The sequence below is a fragment of the Bradyrhizobium quebecense genome, from assembly GCF_013373795.3.
Lineage (GTDB): Bacteria > Pseudomonadota > Alphaproteobacteria > Rhizobiales > Xanthobacteraceae > Bradyrhizobium > Bradyrhizobium quebecense.
In genome coordinates this window covers 7,539,070-7,558,966 of record NZ_CP088022.1, presented here as the reverse complement: position 1 = coordinate 7,558,966, position 19,897 = coordinate 7,539,070, and the positions used below count along the sequence as shown (strand labels likewise).

19 protein-coding genes and 1 other RNA gene are annotated in these 19,897 nt (G+C 65.1%); 9 read left to right on the top strand and 11 right to left on the bottom strand.

Annotated elements, in window-relative coordinates:
- Positions 1-112 precede the first annotated feature (112 nt).
- The 3 genes from HU230_RS36160 to HU230_RS36150 all read left to right on the top strand — a co-directional run bounded on the left by HU230_RS36160 (position 113) and on the right by HU230_RS36150 (position 3,147).
- Positions 113-1,321 (top strand): DNA recombination protein RmuC, encoded by a 1,209-nt coding sequence (locus tag HU230_RS36160; protein WP_176534100.1) that lies wholly within the window; start codon positions 113-115, stop codon positions 1,319-1,321.
- Positions 1,322-1,398: 77 nt separating this feature from the next.
- Entirely contained in the window at positions 1,399-1,704 is a 306-nt protein-coding gene (locus tag HU230_RS36155) for a GIY-YIG nuclease family protein (protein WP_173639338.1), read from the top strand.
- A gap of 78 nt (positions 1,705-1,782) precedes the next feature.
- On the top strand, positions 1,783-3,147 hold the full coding sequence (locus HU230_RS36150) for an AmpG family muropeptide MFS transporter (protein ID WP_176534101.1): 1,365 nt from the start codon (positions 1,783-1,785) through the stop codon (positions 3,145-3,147).
- A gap of 180 nt (positions 3,148-3,327) precedes the next feature.
- Here HU230_RS36150 and HU230_RS36145 read toward each other — a convergent pair whose 3' ends face one another.
- From HU230_RS36145 to ffs, 5 genes are all read right to left on the bottom strand, one after another.
- Positions 3,328-3,756, bottom strand: coding sequence for a hypothetical protein (locus HU230_RS36145; protein ID WP_176534102.1), 429 nt, complete (start codon positions 3,754-3,756; stop codon positions 3,328-3,330).
- A gap of 146 nt (positions 3,757-3,902) precedes the next feature.
- On the bottom strand, positions 3,903-4,508 hold the full coding sequence (gene recR, locus HU230_RS36140; protein ID WP_028335942.1) for a recombination mediator RecR: 606 nt from the start codon (positions 4,506-4,508) through the stop codon (positions 3,903-3,905).
- Positions 4,509-4,829, bottom strand: coding sequence for a YbaB/EbfC family nucleoid-associated protein (locus HU230_RS36135; protein ID WP_176534103.1), 321 nt, complete (start codon positions 4,827-4,829; stop codon positions 4,509-4,511).
- Between the two features lie 21 nt (positions 4,830-4,850).
- Positions 4,851-6,701, bottom strand: a complete 1,851-nt coding sequence (locus tag HU230_RS36130; RefSeq protein WP_176534104.1) for a DNA polymerase III subunit gamma/tau — start codon at positions 6,699-6,701, stop codon at positions 4,851-4,853.
- Between the two features lie 112 nt (positions 6,702-6,813).
- An RNA gene (gene ffs, locus HU230_RS36125) (signal recognition particle sRNA small type) lies at positions 6,814-6,910 on the bottom strand.
- 97 nt (positions 6,911-7,007) lie between these two features.
- Between ffs and HU230_RS36120 the strand changes: the two genes are divergently transcribed.
- From HU230_RS36120 to HU230_RS36105, 4 genes are all read left to right on the top strand, one after another.
- Positions 7,008-7,427, top strand: coding sequence for an HIT domain-containing protein (locus HU230_RS36120; RefSeq protein ID WP_028335945.1), 420 nt, complete (start codon positions 7,008-7,010; stop codon positions 7,425-7,427).
- A 6-nt stretch (positions 7,428-7,433) separates the two neighbouring features.
- On the top strand, positions 7,434-8,384 hold the full coding sequence (gene nudC / locus HU230_RS36115; RefSeq protein WP_176534105.1) for an NAD(+) diphosphatase: 951 nt from the start codon (positions 7,434-7,436) through the stop codon (positions 8,382-8,384).
- A gap of 80 nt (positions 8,385-8,464) precedes the next feature.
- Positions 8,465-9,412, top strand: a complete 948-nt coding sequence (locus HU230_RS36110; RefSeq protein ID WP_176534106.1) for a sugar kinase — start codon at positions 8,465-8,467, stop codon at positions 9,410-9,412.
- Positions 9,413-9,488: 76 nt separating this feature from the next.
- Positions 9,489-9,989 (top strand): Lrp/AsnC family transcriptional regulator, encoded by a 501-nt coding sequence (locus HU230_RS36105; protein ID WP_173639344.1) that lies wholly within the window; start codon positions 9,489-9,491, stop codon positions 9,987-9,989.
- 142 nt (positions 9,990-10,131) lie between these two features.
- On the opposite strand, the gene HU230_RS36100 is transcribed toward HU230_RS36105, so the two are convergent.
- From HU230_RS36100 to hrpB, 6 genes are all read right to left on the bottom strand, one after another.
- Entirely contained in the window at positions 10,132-11,631 is a 1,500-nt protein-coding gene (locus HU230_RS36100; RefSeq protein ID WP_176534107.1) for a phosphomannomutase/phosphoglucomutase, read from the bottom strand.
- Positions 11,632-11,776: 145 nt separating this feature from the next.
- Positions 11,777-12,115 carry a HepT-like ribonuclease domain-containing protein gene (locus tag HU230_RS36095; protein WP_176534108.1) on the bottom strand — a complete coding sequence of 113 codons (339 nt, stop codon included), beginning with the start codon at positions 12,113-12,115 and terminating at the stop codon, positions 11,777-11,779.
- Positions 12,105-12,401 (bottom strand): nucleotidyltransferase family protein, encoded by a 297-nt coding sequence (locus tag HU230_RS36090; RefSeq protein WP_176534109.1) that lies wholly within the window; start codon positions 12,399-12,401, stop codon positions 12,105-12,107. Before HU230_RS36090 ends, HU230_RS36095 begins: the two co-directional genes overlap by 11 nt.
- A gap of 56 nt (positions 12,402-12,457) precedes the next feature.
- Positions 12,458-12,958, bottom strand: a complete 501-nt coding sequence (locus HU230_RS36085; protein WP_176535263.1) for a TIGR02281 family clan AA aspartic protease — start codon at positions 12,956-12,958, stop codon at positions 12,458-12,460.
- A 438-nt stretch (positions 12,959-13,396) separates the two neighbouring features.
- On the bottom strand, positions 13,397-14,863 hold the full coding sequence (locus HU230_RS36080) for an NCS1 family nucleobase:cation symporter-1 (RefSeq protein ID WP_176534110.1): 1,467 nt from the start codon (positions 14,861-14,863) through the stop codon (positions 13,397-13,399).
- A gap of 153 nt (positions 14,864-15,016) precedes the next feature.
- Complete coding sequence (gene hrpB, locus HU230_RS36075; RefSeq protein WP_176534111.1) at positions 15,017-17,485, bottom strand: ATP-dependent helicase HrpB; 2,469 nt, start codon at positions 17,483-17,485, stop codon at positions 15,017-15,019.
- A 215-nt stretch (positions 17,486-17,700) separates the two neighbouring features.
- On the opposite strand from hrpB, the gene HU230_RS36070 reads away from it, so the two are divergent.
- Together HU230_RS36070 and HU230_RS36065 are read left to right on the top strand one after the other, a co-directional pair.
- Positions 17,701-18,768 carry an acyltransferase family protein gene (locus HU230_RS36070; protein ID WP_176534112.1) on the top strand — a complete coding sequence of 356 codons (1,068 nt, stop codon included), beginning with the start codon at positions 17,701-17,703 and terminating at the stop codon, positions 18,766-18,768.
- A gap of 246 nt (positions 18,769-19,014) precedes the next feature.
- Complete coding sequence (locus tag HU230_RS36065) at positions 19,015-19,626, top strand: sigma-70 family RNA polymerase sigma factor (RefSeq protein WP_176534113.1); 612 nt, start codon at positions 19,015-19,017, stop codon at positions 19,624-19,626.
- Positions 19,627-19,897: the final 271 nt, after the last annotated feature.

Here is a 19,897-nt window from a genome sequence, read left to right as displayed (position 1 = left end):
AGCCTTAACCACGTTTCTTCACGCAACGTTAACCAGGAAATTTAAGGGAGTGTTTACCATAAATGTTCCCTTTTCGTTCGATGGCGACGCCGAATCGGCTACAACTGATGGCATGAACGAGATTCTCCTCACGATTGGCGACCTGCCGGTCCGTGTCTCCGACGCGTTGATCGGCCTTGGCGCGCTGGCGCTGATCCTGCTGTTCGCGATCGCGGTGGTGATCGCACGCGCCAGCCGGCGCGGCGCGGAACTCGCGATGGCCCAGGCCATTCGCGCCGACGAGCTGGAGGAGCGGCTTGCCGACATGCTGCGGGCCCAGAGCGAATCCTCCGGGCGGGTCGACGCCATGGCGCAGGCGCTGGCCGGCCGCCAGGCCGAGATGGCCCGCGCCGTCAACGAGCGGCTGGATTCGGTGACCCACCGGGTCGGCCAGTCGATGGAACAATCGACGCGCAACACGATGGATTCGCTGCGCGTGCTGCACGAGCGGCTCGGCATCATCGATCACGCGCACAAGAACCTGAACGAGCTCACCACCCAGGTGACGACGCTGCGCGACGTGCTCGCCAACAAGCAGTCGCGCGGCGCGTTCGGCCAGGCGCGGATGGAGGCGATCGTCCAGGACGGCATGCCGAAGGGCTCGTACGAGTTCCAGTACACGCTGACCACGGGCAAGCGGCCGGACTGCGTCGTGTTCCTGCCCGACCAGCGCCCACTCTGTATCGACGCGAAGTTCCCGCTGGAGGCCATGACGGCGCTGCACGATGCGCGCAGCGACGAGGAACGCAAATTCGCCAGCCAGCGGCTGCGCGCCGACGTGCTGAAGCATGTCAGCGACATCGCGGAGAAGTACCTGATCCCGGGTGAGACCCAGGACACCGCGCTGATGTTCGTGCCGTCGGAATCGGTCTATGCCGAAATCCATGACGGCTTCGACGACGTGGTCCAGAAGGCCTATCGCGCCCGCGTCGTGCTGGTGTCGCCCTCGCTCTTGATGCTGGCCATCCAGGTGATGCAGCAGATCCTGAAGGACGCCCGCATCCGCGACGCCGCCGACCAGATCCGCAACGAGGTGATGCATCTTGGCGACGACCTCGGCCGCCTGCGCGACCGCGTGCTCAAGCTGCAAAATCACTTCGGCCAAGTGAACGAGGACGTCAGGCAGATCCTGATCTCCGCCGACAAGATCGAGAAGCGCGCCGGCCGCATCGAGGAACTCGACTTCAGCAAGTCCGAGACCCCGATCGAAGTCCCCCGCTTCGTCAAACCCGCCGCCACCGACCTGTTCCCCGCCCCGCGCAAGCTGCAGGCGGGGGAGTAGTATGGCCCCTGATTTCACCTCATAGTCGGTGTCATCGCCCGGCTTGACCGGGCGATCCAGTATTCCAGAGGCCGCAGTTGGGGGCACGCAGCTACTACGTCTACATCCTCGCCAGCCGCATCGGCGGCACGCTCTACATTGGTGTGACAAATGATCTCATTCGCCGTGTCGGCGAGCACAGATTGAAACTCATCGACAGTTTCACAGAGAAATATGATGTGGTGAAGCTCGTCTATTTCGAGCAATTCGATGATCCTGAGAACGCGATCAAGCGCGAGAAGCGGCTGAAGAAATGGCCGCGTGGATGGAAAATCTCCCTAATTGAGAAGGACAATCCGGACTGGATTGATCTTTACCCGGAGATCGCCGGTGGCGGCGGATAGGTCTCTGGGATACTGGGTCGCCCGGTCGAGCCGGGCGACGACACCCTTTTTGCGGCTCGAATCTGCTACCAACGGCCCATGACAGCACCCGAGGCGACGTCAGACACGATTGCAAAGCCGGTGCCAACCTCCTGGCGCGACAGCTTCGCGGTGTATTTGCAGCCGCGGGTGCTGATCGTGTTGCTGCTCGGCTTCTCCTCCGGCCTGCCGCTGGCACTATCGGGCTCGACGCTGCAGGTTTGGATGAAGGAAGCCGGGGTCGATCTCGGCACCATCGGGCTGCTCGCGCTGATCGGTACGCCCTACACGCTGAAGTTCCTCTGGGCACCACTGGTCGACGCGCTGCACGTGCCACTGTTCACGCAGGTCTTCGGTCGGCGCCGCGGCTGGCTGCTGCTCTCGCAGTTGTTGCTGATCGCGACGATCCTAGTGCTGGCGCTGGCCGATCCCGCACGATCGCCGTGGTTCGCGGCCTTCGCCGCGCTGCTGGTCGCGACCGCGTCGTCGACGCAGGACATCGTGGTCGATGCCTTCCGCGTCGAAAGCCTGCCTGAGAGCGAGCAGGCCGCCGGTATGGCATCCTATGTCGCGGCCTATCGCATCGGAATGCTGGTCTCCACCGCAGGCGCGCTGTTCATCGTCAGCGGTTTCGAAACCGCCGGCGTCGCGCGACCGTCGGCGTGGATGTGGGGCTATGTGGTGATGGCCGCGCTGGTCGTGATCGGCATCGTCACCGCACTTGCTGCGACCGAGCCGGCGCAATCGAAAGGCGCAGAGGCGGCCACGCATGCGCAGACCGCAGCCGAACGCGTCTTGCACGCGGCGCTCGGCGCATTCTCCGAATTCCTCAGCCGCAAGGACGCACTCGCGGCGCTCGCCTTCGTGGTGCTGTTCAAGTTCACCGACGCCTTCTCGGGCACCATGACCGCACCGTTCGTGATCGACATCGGCTTTTCCAAGGTCGATTACGCGGCGATCGTGAAGGGCGTCGGCCTTGCGGCGACCTTGATCGGCGGCTTTGCCGGCGGCTTCGTGGCGCGGCGCTATTCGCTCGCGACCAGCCTCTGGATCGGCGGCGTGCTGCAGGCGGTCGCCAACCTCTCGTTCTCCTGGCTCGCGCATGTCGGCGTCGATCAATGGGCGCTTGCGCTTGCGATCACGGCGGAGAATTTCACCAGCGCCATCGGCACCGTGATCTTCGTCGCCTACCTCTCGGCCCTGTGCCGCAATCCGCTGCACACCGCGACCCAGTACGCGCTGCTCACGGCGCTCGCGGCGGTCGGCCGCACCTATCTGTCATCGGGCGCTGGCTATGTCGCCAAGGCCGTCGGCTGGCAAATGTTCTTCGTGATCTGCGTGCTGGTCGCGATCCCGAGCCTGATCCTGCTCGCCTGGCTGCAGCGGCGCGGGCATTTCGATGAGCTGGGGCCGGTGAAGGTTTAGTCCTCCACTGTCGTCACCCGCGAAGGCGGGTGACCCAGTATTCCAGAGACGCCCGTTGCTTCGATGGAAAGGCCGCGGCGTACTGGATCGCCCGGTCCCGTCTACGCCAAGGCTTCGACGAGGCCGCGATCATTGGCGCGCCGAAGCTTCAGCGAAGGCCGCAAGCCGGGCGATGACAGTTTACTTCGCCACCACGCTCCACTTGGTGACGATGGCTTCGCTCATCTCGCCGGCATCCTTTGCGCAGGCGATCTCGTCGACCTTCACCGAGATGGCCTTGCCGGAGAGGCTCTTGAGCTGCGCGGCCTGGGCGTCGTTGGTCGGAATCAGCTGAAAAGTTTCCGGCCCGGTTTCGAGGTTGCAGAGACCGTTCGGCGGCGGCAGGCGGCGCGGCTCGCTGGTGATCTGGTAGGTCGCGACGCGCTTGCCGCGATTCTTGGTGTCGCGCACCTTCATTACGCCGAGTTCCCCCGACAGCACGTCGCCGGCCCGGATCATCTTGCCGGGCTTCTGCGGCGCGTCGCTCTGCTGCGCGATCGCACAGGGCGCGGCGAAGGTGACCGCCAGAAGCGCAACGCCCAGGCGTACGCCGAATCGGTGTGTCGTCATTTGCAGTGGTTCCGTACTTGATTCGTCAGAGCGTGGATGACCGTCCCCGAAACGTCATCCACCCTATCGTTTTGTTTCAGTGCGATCTTTTCGACTTATGAAGGATCGACCGGCAAACGCCGTTGCGTCCGGCTTTCGAGCGCGCGCTAGAACAGCGTCCGCTGCCGCATCGCAGCCGATAGCGTACCTTCGTCGAGGTAATCAAGCTCTCCGCCGACCGGCACGCCATGCGCCAGACGCGTCACCCGCACATTGGCCTCCGACAAGAGGTCGGTAATGTAATGCGCGGTGGTCTGGCCATCGACGGTCGCATTGAGCGCCAGAATGATCTCGCTGACCTCGGGCGCATGCGCGCGCGCCACCAGCTGATCGATGGTGAGATCCTGCGGGCCGACACCGTCGAGCGGCGACAGCGTTGCGCCGAGCACGTGATAGCGTCCATTGGTCGCATTGGCACGTTCCAGCGCCCAGAGATCGGCGACATCGGCGACCACGACGATGATCGAGGGATCGCGGCGCGGATCGGTGCAGACCGTGCAGGGGTTCTGTGTATCGATGTTTCCGCAGGTCTTGCAGACCTGGATCTTGTCGATCGCGACCTGCAGCGCCGCGGTCAGCGGCGTCATCAGGGCCTCGCGCTTCTTGATCAAATGCAGTGCCGCGCGCCGCGCCGAACGGGGCCCGAGCCCGGGCAGCCGCGCCAGCAACTGGATCAGGCGTTCAATCTCGGGGCCGGCAACGCTCGCAGCCATTTAGGTCGGACCAAATCCCGGCGGCAGGCCGAGCCCACCGGTAAGTGCCATCATCTTCTCCTGCATCGCGGTCTCGGCCTTGCGACGCGCGTCGCCCAGCGCGGTGACCAGCAGATCCTCGAGCACCTCGCGCTCCTCCGGCTTCATCAGCGACGGATCGATCTTGATGCCCTTCACTTCCATCTTCGCGGTCATGCGCACGGCGACCAGGCCGCCGCCGGAGATGCCCTCGACCTCGACATTGCCGAGCTCTTCCTGCATCGCCTGCATCTTGGATTGCAGCTGCGCTGCCTGCTTCATCATGCCGAGAAAATCAGCCATGCGTGCGTTCCTATCGTCAGATCAATCGTCGTCGCTGTCGGAAGTTTCAATCGGGTCTTCGCCGGTCGCATCCGCCACCGGAACCTCGGCGGCAAGGCGGCGGACCTCGACCACCTTGGTGCCGGGGAAGCGCGCCAGTACTTCCTGCACGCGCGGATCGGCCTCCGCGGCACGCTGATGCTCGCTGCGCGCCAATTCGTTCTGCGAACGCACGGTGGGCTGGCCGGCCGCGTTGGAGATGATCACGGTCCAGCGCCGCCCGGTCCATAGTTCGAGCTTGCGCGACAGATCGGTGACGAGCGCGCGCTGTGCCTTCGGCTCGAGCGCGATCTCGAGCTGGCCATCCTCGATGCGCACCAGCCGCACATCGGCCTCCAGCGCGCTCTTGGTCATGATATCGCGCTTCTCGCCGGCGAGCGCGATCAGCTGCGGAAAGCTGGTGATGCGCAGCGCCGGCGCGGCATCGGCGACTGGGGCCGCCATCTGCGGACGCGCGGCGAGATCGGCGCGCGGCGCGCCCTGCGGTGCCCGCGCCGACGGCATGGCAGACATCGTCGAGGCCGGCGCGCCGCGTGGCGCTGACGATGCGGCGGAGCCCGACGTCGCGGGCGCCGCGCCGCCGCCATTCTGCTCGATCATCATCCGGATCGCTTCATCCGGCGTCGGCAGGTCGGCGACATAGGCGATCCGCACCAGCACCATCTCGGCGGCAGCGGCAGGCCGCGTCGCGGTCTGCACCTCGGCGATACCCTTGAGCAGCATCTGCCACATCCGCGACAGCACCCGCGTCGACAGTTTTGCGGCGAATTCACGCGCGCGCACCCGCTCGGTCTCGCCGAACGCGACGTTGTCCGCGGTTCCCGGCACGAACTTCACGCGGGTGACGAAATTGACGAACTCGGCAAGATCGGACAGCACCACCACCGGATCGGCGCCGACATCATATTGCGCGCGGAATTCGGCGAAGGCGCCGGCGAGATCGCCGCGCGCCAGCGAATCGAAGAGATCGATGACCCGGGTGCGGTCGGCGAGGCCGAGCATCTGCCTGACCGCGTCGGCCTTCACGAGGCCTGCGGCATGCGCGATCGCCTGGTCGAACAGCGACAGCGAATCGCGCACCGAACCTTCGGCGGCGCGCGCGATGATGCCGAGCGCCTCGGGCTCGACCTCGACGCCTTCCTTGGCCGCGATGTTGCCGAGATGCTTCATCAGCACGTCTGCCTCGACCCGGCGCAGATCGAAGCGCTGGCAGCGCGACAGCACCGTGATCGGAACCTTGCGGATTTCGGTGGTGGCGAACACGAACTTGGCGTGCTCCGGCGGCTCCTCCAGCGTCTTCAGGAAGGCGTTGAAGGCCGCCGTCGACAGCATGTGGACTTCGTCGATGATGTAGACCTTGTAGCGCGCGCTGGCCGGCGCATAGCGCACGCTGTCGTTGATCTGGCGGACATCGTCGACGCCGGTGTGCGAGGCCGCGTCCATCTCCAGCACGTCCATGTGCCGGCTTTCCATGATCGCCTGGCAGTGCACGCCGAGGTCGGGCATGTGGATAGTCGGCCCCTTCACCGAGCCGTCCGGCTTCGCGTAGTTCAAGGCACGGGCGAGGATGCGCGCGGTGGTGGTCTTGCCGACCCCGCGGACGCCGGTCAGAATCCAGGCCTGCGGAATCCGCCCGGTCTCGAACGCGTTCGAGACGGTGCGCACCATGGCCTCCTGGCCGATCAGATCCTCGAAGCTGGAGGGACGGTATTTGCGGGCGAGAACGCGGTACGGCTTGGCCGTATCAGGCGCGCCACCCAAATCAAAACCGCCGTCAAGGCTTGCTTTGCCTGCGCCGTCGGACGGTTGGGAGGGGTCGCCAGCGTCATTCATGCATCGATCCGCAACTTGGGAATTGTCTCGTCAACCGGCGTGCGGATAGGAGCCGAAATCAAGCGCCGGGCGCGGAGACCGCCGTTCCAGCGCGATTCGCTCGGAAAAACAGGTAGGAGACTGACGAGCGACCCGATCCGGACCTCGTTAGGGCTGCTTCCTTCCGGACCTGACCCGGTTGGCGAGTGGCTCGTCCACCGCCAATCTCCCGGTCCCTATTTGGGGCCAAAACCGCCGGAAAGCAAGCGGCCTGACCGGGCTTTGTGGGGCTTGTCTGGGAACACGGAAAGGCATTACTTGCGCCTCATGCCCGCCTCCAACTGGTCGCTGCATTCGCAGCTCAAGAAAGACACCATCGACATCGGCGACCTGCCGCTGTGCAAGGTGCTCGTCATCAAGGATGCGCACTATCCCTGGCTGCTGCTGGTGCCGCGGCGCGACGGCGCGGTCGAGATCATCGACCTCGACGAGGTCGAGCAGGCGCAGCTGATGACGGAGATCACCCGCGTCTCGCGGGCCCTGAAAGAGGTCACCAAGTGCGACAAGCTGAATGTCGCCGCCCTCGGCAACCTCGTCCCGCAGCTCCACGTCCACGTCATCGCGCGCCGCACCAGCGACGCTGCATGGCCGCGTCCCGTTTGGGGCGTGATGCCGCCGCTGGCGCATGACGCCGAGGAAGTGCAGAATTTCATCAGTGCGCTTCGCCGCAAGATCTGGTTGGGTTGATTTTCGATGTCTGCATCCGATTCTTTTCCGCTCGGCCAGCCGGCCTTCGTCACCCATGTGCTGGACCGCGCCGCGCATCTGCGCAGCAATGACGAGAAGCTGTTCGCGCTGGAGGGCCATCGCGAGGCCAGAGCCTATGTGATCTATCGCGACTCGCTGGTCGTGAAGCAGGAGGAAGGCGGCGCCCGCGCCCTGCTCTCGCTGGAGGAGGCCCGCGCCTTTGGCGCCAATCCCGGCACGATCTTCCTGGGGCTACGCGATGCTGCGCCGATCTTCGGCATGGGGATCGCGCCGCAGGCGGCCGAGAAGCTGGTCGGGCGCAGTGACGTCGCGATCACCGAATTGCGCGGCATGGCGATGCAGGGCGTGGTGCCGCCGGAACAACTGTCGGCCATCGCGATGGCGAAATCGATGGTGACCTGGCACCAGCGCCACGGCTTCTGTCCGAACTGCGGCGCCCGTACGGCGATGAAGGATGGCGGCTGGAAGCGCGAATGCCCGAGCTGCAAGGCCGAGCACTTTCCCCGCACCGATCCGGTCGTGATCATGCTGGTCACGTCGGGCGACAAGGTGCTGCTCGGCCGGCAGAAGCAGTTCATGCCCGGGATGTATTCCTGCCTCGCCGGCTTCGTCGAAGCCGCCGAGACCATCGAGGACGCGGTCAGGCGCGAGATTTTCGAGGAGTCCGGCATCCGCTGCACCGACGTCAATTATTACATGACGCAGCCCTGGCCCTATCCGTCATCGCTGATGATCGGCTGCACCGCGCGTGCGACCAACGAGGACATCGTGGTCGACCGCACTGAGCTCGAGGACGCACGCTGGTTCGACCATGCCGAGGCGACGCTGATGCTCAAGCGCCAGCATCCCGACGGCCTGGCCGGCCCGCATCCGTTCGCGATTGCCCATCATTTGCTCGGCCGCTGGGTGCACCACCGAAATCCGTTGGACCAATAGCGGGAACCGGACATCGTTCTGCCGATTAGACCTGCACACAGCTTGTGGCAGTTGACGGAACCTTTGCGACGGACCCCTGCATGAATTTTCAGAACGACGCCACGAAAGTCCCGCCCCGCATCCTCTGCATCGGCCTGCCGGTGCGCGACCTGACCTTCCGCGTCAACGTACCGGCCCGCGGCTCCAAGGAGAACGCGACCCATTTCGACGAGATCTGCGGCGGCAACGCGCTGAACGCCGCCATCGGCATCGTCCGGCTGGGCGGCCGCGCCTCGATCTGCGGGCCGATGGGTGATTCGCGGGAGACCTCGAGCCGCTACATCTTCGACAAGCTGGCCCAGGAAGGCATCGAGACCAACCATCTCATCCACATGCCGGATCTGGTCACCCCGATCTCGGCGATCATGATCGACGACACCGGCGAGCGCACCATCGTCACCTTCCGCGATCCCGAGCTCTGGAAGGTCAAGCTGCCGCCGACCGAGCTGCTGCTGGAGGATTGCGCGGCGATCCTGACCGAGAGCCGCTGCGCGCCGTTCTGCACCGAGCTCTGCGCCGAGGCGGTCAAGCGCGGCATTCCCGTGGTGGTCGACGTCGACCGCGCGATGTCGATGCGGGAAGGGCTGCTCACCGCCTCATCCCATCTGGTGTTTTCCAGCGAGCCGCTGCAGCAGACCGCCGACGTCACCGACGACGGCCAGGCACTGCAAAAGCTCGCCAAGCTCACGCCTTCCTTCCTGGCCGGCACGCGCGGCCCTCAGGGCACGATCTGGCTCAATGAGAAGGGCGGGCTCGAGGAGACGCCGGCCTTCCCGGTCCATACCGTCGACACGCTCGGCGCCGGCGACGTCTTCCATGGGGCGTTTGCCCTCGCCATTACCGAGAAGCAGGAGCTGCGGCAGGCGCTCCGCTTTGCCTCGGCTGCCGCAGCGCTGAAATGCACCCGCTTCGGGGGCGCTTATGCCGCACCGCAACGTGCTGAAGTTGAAGCGTTTTTGGGCGAGCACGCCGACGCCCGGCCGGCCTGACCGGCCACGGCCCGCTTGATTTGGAAGATTTTTCTCTATATGAGGGAGTTTGAACCTTCATGTGGAACTTTCTTCTATGACCGATGCCGCCATTCAGCTTCATGACAACAACCGCCGCCTCGACGCCATCGATCGCAAGATCCTGACCGTGCTGCAGGAGGACGCCTCGCTCTCCGTCGCCGAAATCGGCGACCGGGTCGGGCTGTCGTCGACGCCGTGCTGGAAGCGCATCCAGCGGCTGGAGGCCGACGGCGTCATCCTGCGCCGCGTGGCGCTGGTCGATCAGAACAAGATCGGGCTCGGGATTTCGGTGTTCGTCTCGGTCGAGAGCGCCGACCATTCGGAAGCCTGGCTGCGCAAATTCGCCGACGCCGTCAGCGCCATGCCCGAAGTGATGGAGTTCTACCGGATGGCCGGCGACGTCGACTACATGCTGCGCGTCGTGGTCGCCGACATGCAGGCCTACGACGTGTTCTACAAGAAGCTGATCTCGGCCGTGCCGCTGAAGAACGTCACCTCGCGCTTCGCGATGGAGAAGATCAAGTCGGTGACGGCGCTGCCGGTGCCCGCGGCGTAAGCGCCGCTCCCTAGATGTCATCGCCCGGCTTGGCCGGGCGACCCAGTATTCCAGAGACCTTCGTGATTGAATCGACAGGCCGCGGCGTACTGGATCACCCGCTTTCGCGGGTGACGACAACCGCCTTGCGGAAGGCCCCGCCTCAGATCTTCTGATTGTACGCGCCGACCTCGGGGTGCGTGCGCAGCACCGAATCCATCGCCTCGAACATGTCGCGCATGCGCTGCTCGCTGACCGGGCTTTCCACCACGACCACGAGCTCCGGCTTGTTGGAGGATGCGCGCACCAGGCCCCAGCTGCCGTCAGCGACCGTGACGCGCACGCCGTTGACGGTGACGAGATCGCGGATGTTCTGGCCTGCGACTTGCGCGCCGTTCTGCTGCAGCGTCTCGAAGTGCTTCACGACCGCGTCGACCACGCCATACTTCGCCTCGTCGGCGCAATGCGGCGACATGGTCGGCGACGACCAGGTCTTCGGCAGCGCGTCCTTCAGGTCGGCCATCGACTTGCCGGGCGCGCGGTCGAGCATCTCGCAGATCGCGATCGCCGACACCAGGCCGTCGTCATAGCCACGGCCGAACGGCTTGTTGAAGAAGAAGTGGCCGGACTTCTCGAAGCCGGCGAGCGCGCCCAATTCGTTGGTGCGGCGCTTCATGTAGGAATGCCCGGTCTTCCAGTAGACCGTTTTCGCGCCCTGCTTCTGCAAGACGGGATCGGTCACGAACAGCCCGGTCGACTTCACGTCGACGACGAACTGCGCGTTGGCGTTGATCGCCGACATGTCGCGCGCCAGCATGACTCCGACCTTGTCGGCAAAGATCTCCTCGCCGGTATTGTCGACCACGCCGCAGCGGTCGCCGTCGCCGTCGAAGCCGAGACCGACATCGGCCTTGTGCGCCAGCACGGCATCGCGGATCGCGTGCAGCATCTCCATGTCTTCGGGATTCGGATTGTATTTCGGGAAGGTGTGATCGAGCTCGGTGTCGAGCGGGATCACCTCGCAGCCGATCGCCTCCAGCACCTGCGGCGCGAACGCGCCCGCGGTGCCGTTGCCGCAGGCCGCCACCACCTTCAGCCTGCGCTTCAGCTTCGGCCGGTTGGTGAGGTCGGCGATGTAGCGCGCCGGATAATTCTCGTGAAACTGATAGGAGCCGCCGGCCTTGTTGTTGAACGCGGCATTGAGCACGATCTCCTTCAGCCGCGTCATCTCGTCGGGGCCGAAGGTGAGCGGACGGTTGGCGCCCATCTTCACGCCGGTCCAGCCATTGTCGTTATGCGAAGCGGTGACCATGGCGACGCAGGGCACGTCGAGGTCGAACTGCGCGAAATAGGCCATCGGCGTCACCGCGAGCCCGATGTCGTGCACCTTGCAGCCCGCCGCCATCAGGCCCGAGATCAGCGCGTATTTGATCGAGGCGGAATAGCCGCGGAAATCGTGGCCGGTGACAATCTCCTGTTTGACGCCGAGTTCCGCGATCAGCGCGCCGAGCCCCATGCCCAGCGCCTGCACGCCCATCAAATTGATCTCCTTGTTGAACAGCCAGCGCGCGTCGTATTCGCGAAACCCGGTCGGCTTCACCATCGGCTCGGATTCGAAGGCATAGGTGTTCGGGACCAGCGCGGATTTCGGCTTGGGAAACATGGGTCGGCCTTATGGTCGCATGCAGAAAGACATCACCGCAGCCTTAGCGAATGCGCAGGCCGGGCGAAAGGTGGGACCGGGGCTGGTGGCCGACAATTACGGCGAAAATCGCGGCGGATAGCGAGACAGGCACAGGCCTATCCGATCAGAGCGCGATCTCGTGCTCGATCACTACTCTCAGCGGCGGCAATGCCTGCTCAACCGTCTCCCATACTAACTGCGCTGCAACATCCTCATAGTCGTGCCGATACACGTTGCCGGCCCCGGCCATCTGTTTCCACGCAATCCCAGGATGCCGCGCCTTGAGGTCGGCTGGGAGACGCCGCGATGCCTCCGAAATGATCTCGAGGCAGCGCGTTACAGCATAGACAGAGCGAATATCGGCCTTGAACTTTTCGCGATCGAGGCCTTCGACAAACCGCATCGCCATATCGATGTGATACAGGATATCACGGAGCGCGCCGTCTACGCGATCAGAAGGCATAGATCGCGTCGGCCGTTGCGGCAGGACGGACATAGGGCTTCAGGGCATCACGATTGACCACATCGACGGGCCCTTCGAATAATCCCGAAATATACTCCTTGATGTCCATGTAGTCGAAAACCGTCAGGCGTGCGCCCGGATCGATTTCGATCATGATATCGATATCGCTATCAGCGCGGTGGTCGCCCCGTGCAACCGAGCCAAACAGAGCCGCATGCATCACCCCACGCCCGCGCAAAGCCCGCTCGGAACGCCGCAACGTATCGATCGCATCGAACCTGTTCATCGGATCAATATAGCACCGCGCAGCCGCGACCGGGAGGGGGCACCAAGCGGCCGGACTTATTGCTCCAGCAACAATTTGCCGTTGGCGTATTCGAAGCGCTTCAGCTTGGACAGGAAGGACAGGCCGAGCAGGTTTTCAGACAGCGCCTCGTCCGGCAGCACGAGCGCATCGACGTCGCGCACGGTGAGGCCACCGATCTCGACCATGGCGAGGCGAGCCCGTGCCGCCTTGATGGTGCCATTGGCGGTGGTGACACGCGAGGTGTAATCGCCCGGTACCGGACGCAGGCCGAAGCGCGCGGCGGAGGTCTCGTTCAGGGCCACCACGGAGGCGCCGGTGTCGACCATGAAGTTGATGCGCTGGCCGTCGATCCGGCCGTCGGTCGCGAAGTGACCGCGCGGATCGGGCGCAATGCTGAGCGTGCGGGCGCTGGCCTGCGCCACCGTGACGGCGGGGGCCATGGTCTGCTTGGCGGTGGTCGCGGCGGCGGGCGACATCTTGCTGGCCATCTGGGCCATGAAGGTGCCCAGCCCGATCAGGATGGCCGCGAAAATCATCAGGTTACGCATGACACCATACTCGGAAAACCGAACACGCAATTTCACCACGCCAGCCGCCCCGCCGCGAGCGAGGGCGGCAGCGCGAGGCTGCCATTTTGGCGAAAAGGATGAGCGAAGAGTTAATGCGACCGCGCTGAGGCGGCCGAATGTCATCGGCCGCCTCCTCTAGAGGGAATTTGCCGGTCCCCAGATGGTCCCTAAGGCATGATGAGATTAGGTTTGATCTGTAGCGGCGGCGGAAGTTCACCTCTCCCTTGGGAGAGGTCGGCGCGTAGCGCCGGGTGAGGGGTTACGCTCTCTCGTTGGAGCCGCGGCCCCTCACCCGATTTGCTGCGCAAATCGACCTCTCCCCAATGGGGAGAGGTAAACCCAGTCTGCGGACCCTGTTCAACCCAGACTCATCTTGCTTTAGGCCGCCTTTCAGGCGACCTGCCCTCAGGCAGTCTTCGCGACCGGGCTCGGCATCGCAACGCGCAGCGCGTAGTAGACCGCGCCTGCGATGGCGACGCCGAAAAACCAGCCATAGACCGCCCACCAGGCCGGCAGGATCGAGGTGAAGTTCGGCAGCACCGACGAGAACAGGGCGCCGATCGCGGCCGCGATCAGCGCGCTGACGTTCCAGCCGTTCTGGAAGCGATACTCGCCATCTTCCTGGTACAGCGCCGGCACGTTCACGCGACCTTTGGCGATCAAATAATAGTCGACCATCATGATCCCGAAGATCGGCCCCATGGTCGCGCCGATCAGCCCGACGAACGAGGCGGCGCTGCCCTCCCAGGGCGCGAACGGATAAAGCGCCAGCGCGATCAGCGCCGCGATGTAGCCGCCCTTCTTGAAGTCGATATGCCGTGGAAACACGTTCGAGAAGTCGAACGCCGGCGAGACGAAATTGGCCACCACATTGATACCGAGCGTTGCCACCGCGAAGGTGACCGCGGCGAGCAGCGCCAGGAACCAGCTGTCGAACTTCGCCGAGATCTGGTCGGGATGCAGCAGCACCTCGTGATAGACGTTGAACGCTGCGATCGTGGTGACGCCGGCGACCAGCGAGAACAGGATCAGATTGACCGGCAGGCCCCAGATATTGCCCTTGCGCAGCGCCTTGGCGTCGGGCGCGTAGCGCGAGAAGTCGCAGAAATTGAGATAGAGTGCCGCGAAATAGGTGATCCAGGTCGCGGCGACGGCGCACAACGCCGGGAAGGTGCCGGGTTCGCCGGGCACGCCGGCATCCTTGGTCTTCTCCAGCAGCACATCCTGCGGGATCGGCGCGGTGAGCGAGATGCCGCCGGCCGCGATGCAGAGATAGATCGCGAGGATCAGCATCATCAACCACACCGCCGGCCCCGCCCAGTCCTGGAAGCGGCGCACCGTCTCCATGCCGCGCTGGATGATCAGGAGCTGCAGCGCCCAGATCACGACGAAGCAGATCACCTCGAGCCCGGAATGGCCGAGCACATGGCTGGACTGGTGGAACGCCTTGAAGCTGTCGATACGCGTCAGCAGCGCGACGATCGCGCCCGAGGCCGCCGCGGTCTGCGCGCCGTACCAGAAGCAGGCGACGATGGCGCGCACCAGCGCCGGAATGTTGGCGCCCCAGATTCCGAACGAGGCCCGCGCCAGCACCGGATAGGGCACGCCGGTCTTCACGCCGGCATTGCCGATCAGGCTCATCAGCACGAAGATCACCAGCGAACCGGCGCCGATCGCGAGGATGAAGTTGACGAAGCTGCCGCAGAGCAGGAACAGGCTGGCGGCGAGGTAATAGCCCCAGAGGCTGTGAACGTCCGAGGTCCAGACGTTGAAGATGCTGAAGGCGCCCCAGTTGCGTTCTTTGGCCGGCGCCAGGTCTTCGTTGTACAGCGACGGCGATGCGTTCTTGATCTCCAGGTTCTTGAAGTCCATGGCGGCCTCCCCAAAGTGCGAGCCCGTGATCCCATCCCAGCATCCAAATCTAACCACCGTTTGCCGGCGCTCGCCAGCGCAACCGGTCAGCATGATCGGGAAAAGTGGGGACCGGATTGCGCGCGCGACAACCGCTGCGCGTTTGCGCTGATATTAGGTGCCGCGCGGTTTCACGCGCCTGGTCGGCATCGCGCTGGCGGGATCTTCCGGCCAGGGATGGCGCGGATAGCGGCCGCGCAGGTCAGAACGCACCGCCGCGTAACTGCCGCGCCAAAAACCCGGCAGATCGCGCGTCACCTGCACCGGCCGCTGTGCGGGCGACTGCAGTTCCAGCACCAGCGGCACCGCGCCCTTGGCGATCGAGGGATGGGTGTTGAGCCCGAACAGCTCCTGCAGCCGCACCGCGATGGTCGGGCCCTGCTCAGCCTCGTAATCGATCGCAAGCTGCGTTCCGGTCGGCGCCTCGAAATGCGTCGGTGCCTCGCGATCGAGCCGCGCGCGCAGGTCCCACGGCAACAGCGCCGTCAACGCGTCCGACAGGTCGCCGGCGGACAGATCCTTCAGCGCGGTCTTGTCGTAGAGCGCGGGCACCAGCCAGTCGTCGGCCCGCGCTGCGAGTGCAGTGTCCGACAGATCGGGCCAGCTGTCGTCCTCGGCCTTGCGCAGGAACATGACGCGGTCGCGCCACTGTTTCGAATGCTTCGACCACGGCAGCCGGTCGAGACCCACAGCGATCAAGCCGTCGGCGAACACGCGCGCGGTCTCAGCCGACGGCTTGAGCGGCATCGGCGCTTCCGACAGCGTGATCGCGTGCAGCGAACGCCGGCGGCGCGCGCGCAGCGCCATCGCGCCGCGGTCGAACGCCACCTCTTCGATGTTTTCGATCTGGTCGGCGAAACGCTGCTCGATCTCCTCCTGGGTGATCGGCGCTGCCAGCAGGATGCGGCCGCTCGCCGCCGTGCCGGTCAGTTCGGCAACCGTGATAGTGGGCAGCCGCGCCAGCGCCGCGGTCTGCTCCACGGCGGCGCCGCGGCCATTGGCCAGCACGAAGCTGCCATTGCCGCGGTTCTTGGCAACGCGATCCGGAAACGCGAAGGCCAGCATGACGCCGGTCGAGAGATCCTTCTGCTCGCTCACCGCCGCCTTCACCTGCGAGGCCCAGCGCGCGGCCATGCTCCGCGCGCTCGATGCCCGCTGCGAGCGGTCGCGGCGGAACTGGTCGAGCCTGTGGTCGAGATCGACGCTGTCGCCGCCGAGCCCGCGCTCGCTCAGCACGGCGGCAATCTCGGCCGCCTCCTCGCCCGCACCGAAGCGCGCGGAGTCCACGATCATGCGCGCCAGCCGCGGCGGCAGCGCCAGCGCGCGCAGGCTCTTGCCCTCCTCGGTGATGCGGCCGTCATCGTCGAGCGCACCGAGTTCGCCGAGCAGCGATCTCGCTTCCTTCAGCGCGGGCCCGGGCGGCGGATCGAGGAAGGCAAGGCTTGCGGGATCGTTGACGCCCCATTGCGCGAGGTCGAGCACCAGCGAGGACAGATCGGCGGAGAGGATCTCGGGCGCGGTAAAGGCCGGGAGCGATGCGGTCTGCGGCTCGTCCCAGAGCCGGTAGCAGACGCCGGGCTCGGTACGGCCGGCGCGGCCGCGCCGCTGATCGACCGCGGCGCGCGAGGCCCGCACCGTCTCGAGCCGGGTCAAGGCAATGTCCGGCTCGTAGCGCGGCACCCGCGCCAGGCCGCAATCCACCACGATGCGCACGCCCTCGATGGTCAGCGAGGTCTCGGCGATCGAGGTCGCCAGCACCACCTTGCGGATCCCCTTCGGCGCCGGCGCGATGGCGCGATCCTGCACGGCGGCATCGAGCGCGCCGAACAGCGGCACGATCTCGACCGAGGCGTCATGCACGCGCTCGGCGAGGAAGGTCTGGGTGCGGCGGATCTCGGCCGCACCCGGCAGGAAGGCCAGCACCGAGCCGGCATCCGCGCGCAGCGCGGTCGCGATCGTCTCGGCCATCTGCCGCTCCAGCGGCGCGTCGACCTTGCGGCCGACGTAACGGGTCTCGACCGGGAAGGCGCGGCCCTCGCTCGCGACAACAGGCGCGTCGCCGAGCAGCCTTGCGACGCGCGCGCCATCGAGCGTTGCCGACATCACGAGGATGCGCAGGTCCTCGCGCAGGCCGGTTTGCGCGTCGCGCGCCAGCGCCAGCCCGAGATCGGCGTCGAGCGAGCGCTCGTGGAATTCGTCGAACAGCACCGCGGCGACGCCGTTGAGCTCCGGATCGTCGAGGATCTGGCGCGAGAAGATGCCCTCAGTCACGACCTCGATCCGCGTCGCGCGCGACACCTTTGAGCCGAAGCGCACCCGATAGCCGACGGTCTCTCCGGGCCGTTCGCCGAGCGTCTTCGCCATCCGCTCGGCGCTGGCGCGCGCGGCGATGCGGCGCGGCTCCAGCACGATGATCTTCTTCCCCTTGGCCCACGGCGCATCGAGCAACGCCAGCGGCACGCGCGTGGTCTTGCCGGCGCCCGGCGGCGCGACCAGCACGGCGGCATTGTGGCGATCGAGCGTGCGGTCGAGTTCATCGAGCACGGCGTCGATCGGCAGCGGGCTATCGAAATGGTGCGGCAAGGAGTCTCATCGCGGCAGCGGCCCTCGGCCGACCTGCGTCCTGTGGTTAACAAAACACGGCTTCTTCTAGGATTTCAGGGCCTCTTAGACCATTCGCCCGGTCCAGGGAACCGGGGAAAGGTCCCCGGGTTCGGCGGCACATCCTTTGTATGGATAAAGGAGAAAGCAACCGATCGGGCCGATGATGAGCCCGATCACGCCGGAACGGGACAAGGATGACCACAAACGGCACACAGGCTGCGACAGATCGTTCCGCCGAGAACGCGGCCGCACGCGTCGATTGGGTCGACTATGCCAAGGGCATTTGCATCGTCATGGTCGTGATGATGCATTCGGTGCTGGGGGTCGAGAAGGCCGCCGAGCAGACCGGCTTCATGCATTATGTCGTGATGTTCGCGAAACCGTTCCGGATGCCGGACTTCTTCCTGATCTCGGGGCTGTTCCTGTCGGTCGTGATCGATCGCGATTGGCGCACCTATCTCGACCGCAAGGTGATGCACTTCGCCTATTTCTACGTGCTGTGGGTGACGATCCAGTTCGGCTTCAAGGCACCGTCGCTGGCCGCTGAGGCAGGCTGGGCCGCGGTCGGGCTGCAATATCTCGAGGCCTTCATCGAGCCGTTCGGCACGCTGTGGTTCATCTATCTGCTGCCGATCTTCTTCGTCGTCACCAAGCTCACGCGCAATGTCCACCCGCTCGCGATCTGGCTCGTCGCCGCGGCGCTGGAGAGCGCGCATGTCGTGACCGGCTGGACCGTGATCGACGAATTCTGCGCCCGCTTCGTCTACTTCTTCACCGGCTACGTGCTCGCTGCTTACGTGTTCGCGCTGTCGGACCGCGCGCGCGCGCGGCCCGCATTTGCGCTGCTCGGGCTTGGGCTCTGGGCGCTCGTCAATGGCAGCCTGGTCGCGCTCGACATCAGTGAGTGGTCGGTCGTCTCGCTGGCACTCGGCCTGGCCGGCGCCTGCGCGATCATCGTGACCGGCACGCTGCTGGCGCGCGCGCACTGGCTCGGCTTCCTGCGCTTCTGCGGCGAGCACTCGATCGTGATCTACCTCGCCTTCTTCCTGCCGATGGCCGCGACGCGCACCCTTCTGCTGCGGTCCGATGTCATCCACGACATCGGCCTGGTCGCGCTGATCGTCACCGCGGTCGGCGTCGCCGGCGCGCTCCTGATCTGGCGGCTGGCGCTGGCGGCCCGCGCCAATTTCCTGTTCGAGCGGCCCGATGCGTTCTGGATTGCCCCGAAAAAGGCAGCGCCCGCGCTGCAGCCGGCCGAATAGTGCGCGGGTAGTGCCGGAAGTCATGGGCCGGATTCGTTCCAACAGCGGCGAATCCAGCCATTCCAATTTTCCGTATGTTGAAATGACTGGCTTTTTGGTCCCGAATGTTTCGTCGCCGGGGCCGCGACGAAACAATTCTCCCGGTCACGAAACCATTTTCCGCCTTTCGCGCAGACATCCGGAAACGGGCGCTAACTAACAATTCTCCCAACGAACCGCCGCCCAACGGCGAACTGGGAGCCTGTCATGCCGAACGTCATCGCCATCAACTCTGCAGCCAAGAAGCACATCGACGCTGCACGCGCGACCTCGGATGAAACGCTGCTCGCGCATATCGCCAAGAATGACCGCACCTCGATGCACACGCTCTATGCCCGTCACAACGTCCGGGTTTACCGCTTCGTGCTCCGCATGGTGCGCGACACCACAATGGCCGAGGACCTGGTGAGCCAGGTGTTCCTGGACGTCTGGCGCACCGCGGCCCAGTTCGAGGGCCGCTCGCAGGTCTCGACCTGGCTGCTGTCGATCGCCCGCTTCAAGGCGCTGACCGCGCTGCGTCAGCGCAGGCATGAGGACATCGACCAGGACGACGTGCTGGAGATCGCCGACGGCGCCGACACGCCGGAAACCTCGCTCGATCGCGCCACCACCAGCGAGATCCTGCGCGCCTGCGTGGCCAAGCTGTCGCCGGCCCACCGCGAGATCATCAATCTGGTCTACTACCATGAGAAGTCGGTCGAGGAGGCCGGCCAGATCATCGGTATCCCGCAGAGCACGGTGAAGACCCGTATGTTCTATGCCCGCAAGCAGCTCGCCGACCTCCTGAGGGGCGCCGGCGTGGACAGCGTCGCGGCCTAAAGTAAAGCAAATCCAGCTATTTAGGAGGAGATCAAGCAACCCGGGCAATTGTCCACGAAGCCAAAAAAGGTCGGCGACGAAACAATTGAAACAATCGACGACATCACCCGGAAAAACGCGATCTCTATACCAATATCCAACGACGCAACCCCAACCCCAATTCACTGACCCAGGTTTCGATACCTCGCTAGTTCTAACCTCCCAAGTAACCTCCAACGACCCGGCCGGGATGCCCCCCAGCCGGGTCGCTCTGTTTTTGGCGCGCGGTCGT

Excerpts from the sequence above, each read along its gene's own strand:
- HU230_RS36160 (WP_176534100.1), top strand. The coding sequence starts at position 113 with ATGAACGAGATTCTCCTCACGATTGGCGACCTGCCGGTCCGTGTCTCC.
- HU230_RS36150 (WP_176534101.1), top strand. The coding sequence starts at position 1,783 with ATGACAGCACCCGAGGCGACGTCAGACACGATTGCAAAGCCGGTGCCA.
- HU230_RS36145 (WP_176534102.1), bottom strand. The coding sequence starts at position 3,756 with ATGACGACACACCGATTCGGCGTACGCCTGGGCGTTGCGCTTCTGGCG.
- recR (WP_028335942.1), bottom strand. The coding sequence starts at position 4,508 with ATGGCTGCGAGCGTTGCCGGCCCCGAGATTGAACGCCTGATCCAGTTG.
- HU230_RS36135 (WP_176534103.1), bottom strand. The coding sequence starts at position 4,829 with ATGGCTGATTTTCTCGGCATGATGAAGCAGGCAGCGCAGCTGCAATCC.
- HU230_RS36130 (WP_176534104.1), bottom strand. The coding sequence starts at position 6,701 with ATGAATGACGCTGGCGACCCCTCCCAACCGTCCGACGGCGCAGGCAAA.
- HU230_RS36120 (WP_028335945.1), top strand. The coding sequence starts at position 7,008 with ATGCCCGCCTCCAACTGGTCGCTGCATTCGCAGCTCAAGAAAGACACC.
- nudC (WP_176534105.1), top strand. The coding sequence starts at position 7,434 with ATGTCTGCATCCGATTCTTTTCCGCTCGGCCAGCCGGCCTTCGTCACC.
- HU230_RS36110 (WP_176534106.1), top strand. The coding sequence starts at position 8,465 with ATGAATTTTCAGAACGACGCCACGAAAGTCCCGCCCCGCATCCTCTGC.
- HU230_RS36105 (WP_173639344.1), top strand. The coding sequence starts at position 9,489 with ATGACCGATGCCGCCATTCAGCTTCATGACAACAACCGCCGCCTCGAC.
- HU230_RS36100 (WP_176534107.1), bottom strand. The coding sequence starts at position 11,631 with ATGTTTCCCAAGCCGAAATCCGCGCTGGTCCCGAACACCTATGCCTTC.
- HU230_RS36095 (WP_176534108.1), bottom strand. The coding sequence starts at position 12,115 with ATGCCTTCTGATCGCGTAGACGGCGCGCTCCGTGATATCCTGTATCAC.
- HU230_RS36090 (WP_176534109.1), bottom strand. The coding sequence starts at position 12,401 with ATGAACAGGTTCGATGCGATCGATACGTTGCGGCGTTCCGAGCGGGCT.
- HU230_RS36085 (WP_176535263.1), bottom strand. The coding sequence starts at position 12,958 with ATGATTTTCGCGGCCATCCTGATCGGGCTGGGCACCTTCATGGCCCAG.
- HU230_RS36080 (WP_176534110.1), bottom strand. The coding sequence starts at position 14,863 with ATGGACTTCAAGAACCTGGAGATCAAGAACGCATCGCCGTCGCTGTAC.
- HU230_RS36070 (WP_176534112.1), top strand. The coding sequence starts at position 17,701 with ATGACCACAAACGGCACACAGGCTGCGACAGATCGTTCCGCCGAGAAC.
- HU230_RS36065 (WP_176534113.1), top strand. The coding sequence starts at position 19,015 with ATGCCGAACGTCATCGCCATCAACTCTGCAGCCAAGAAGCACATCGAC.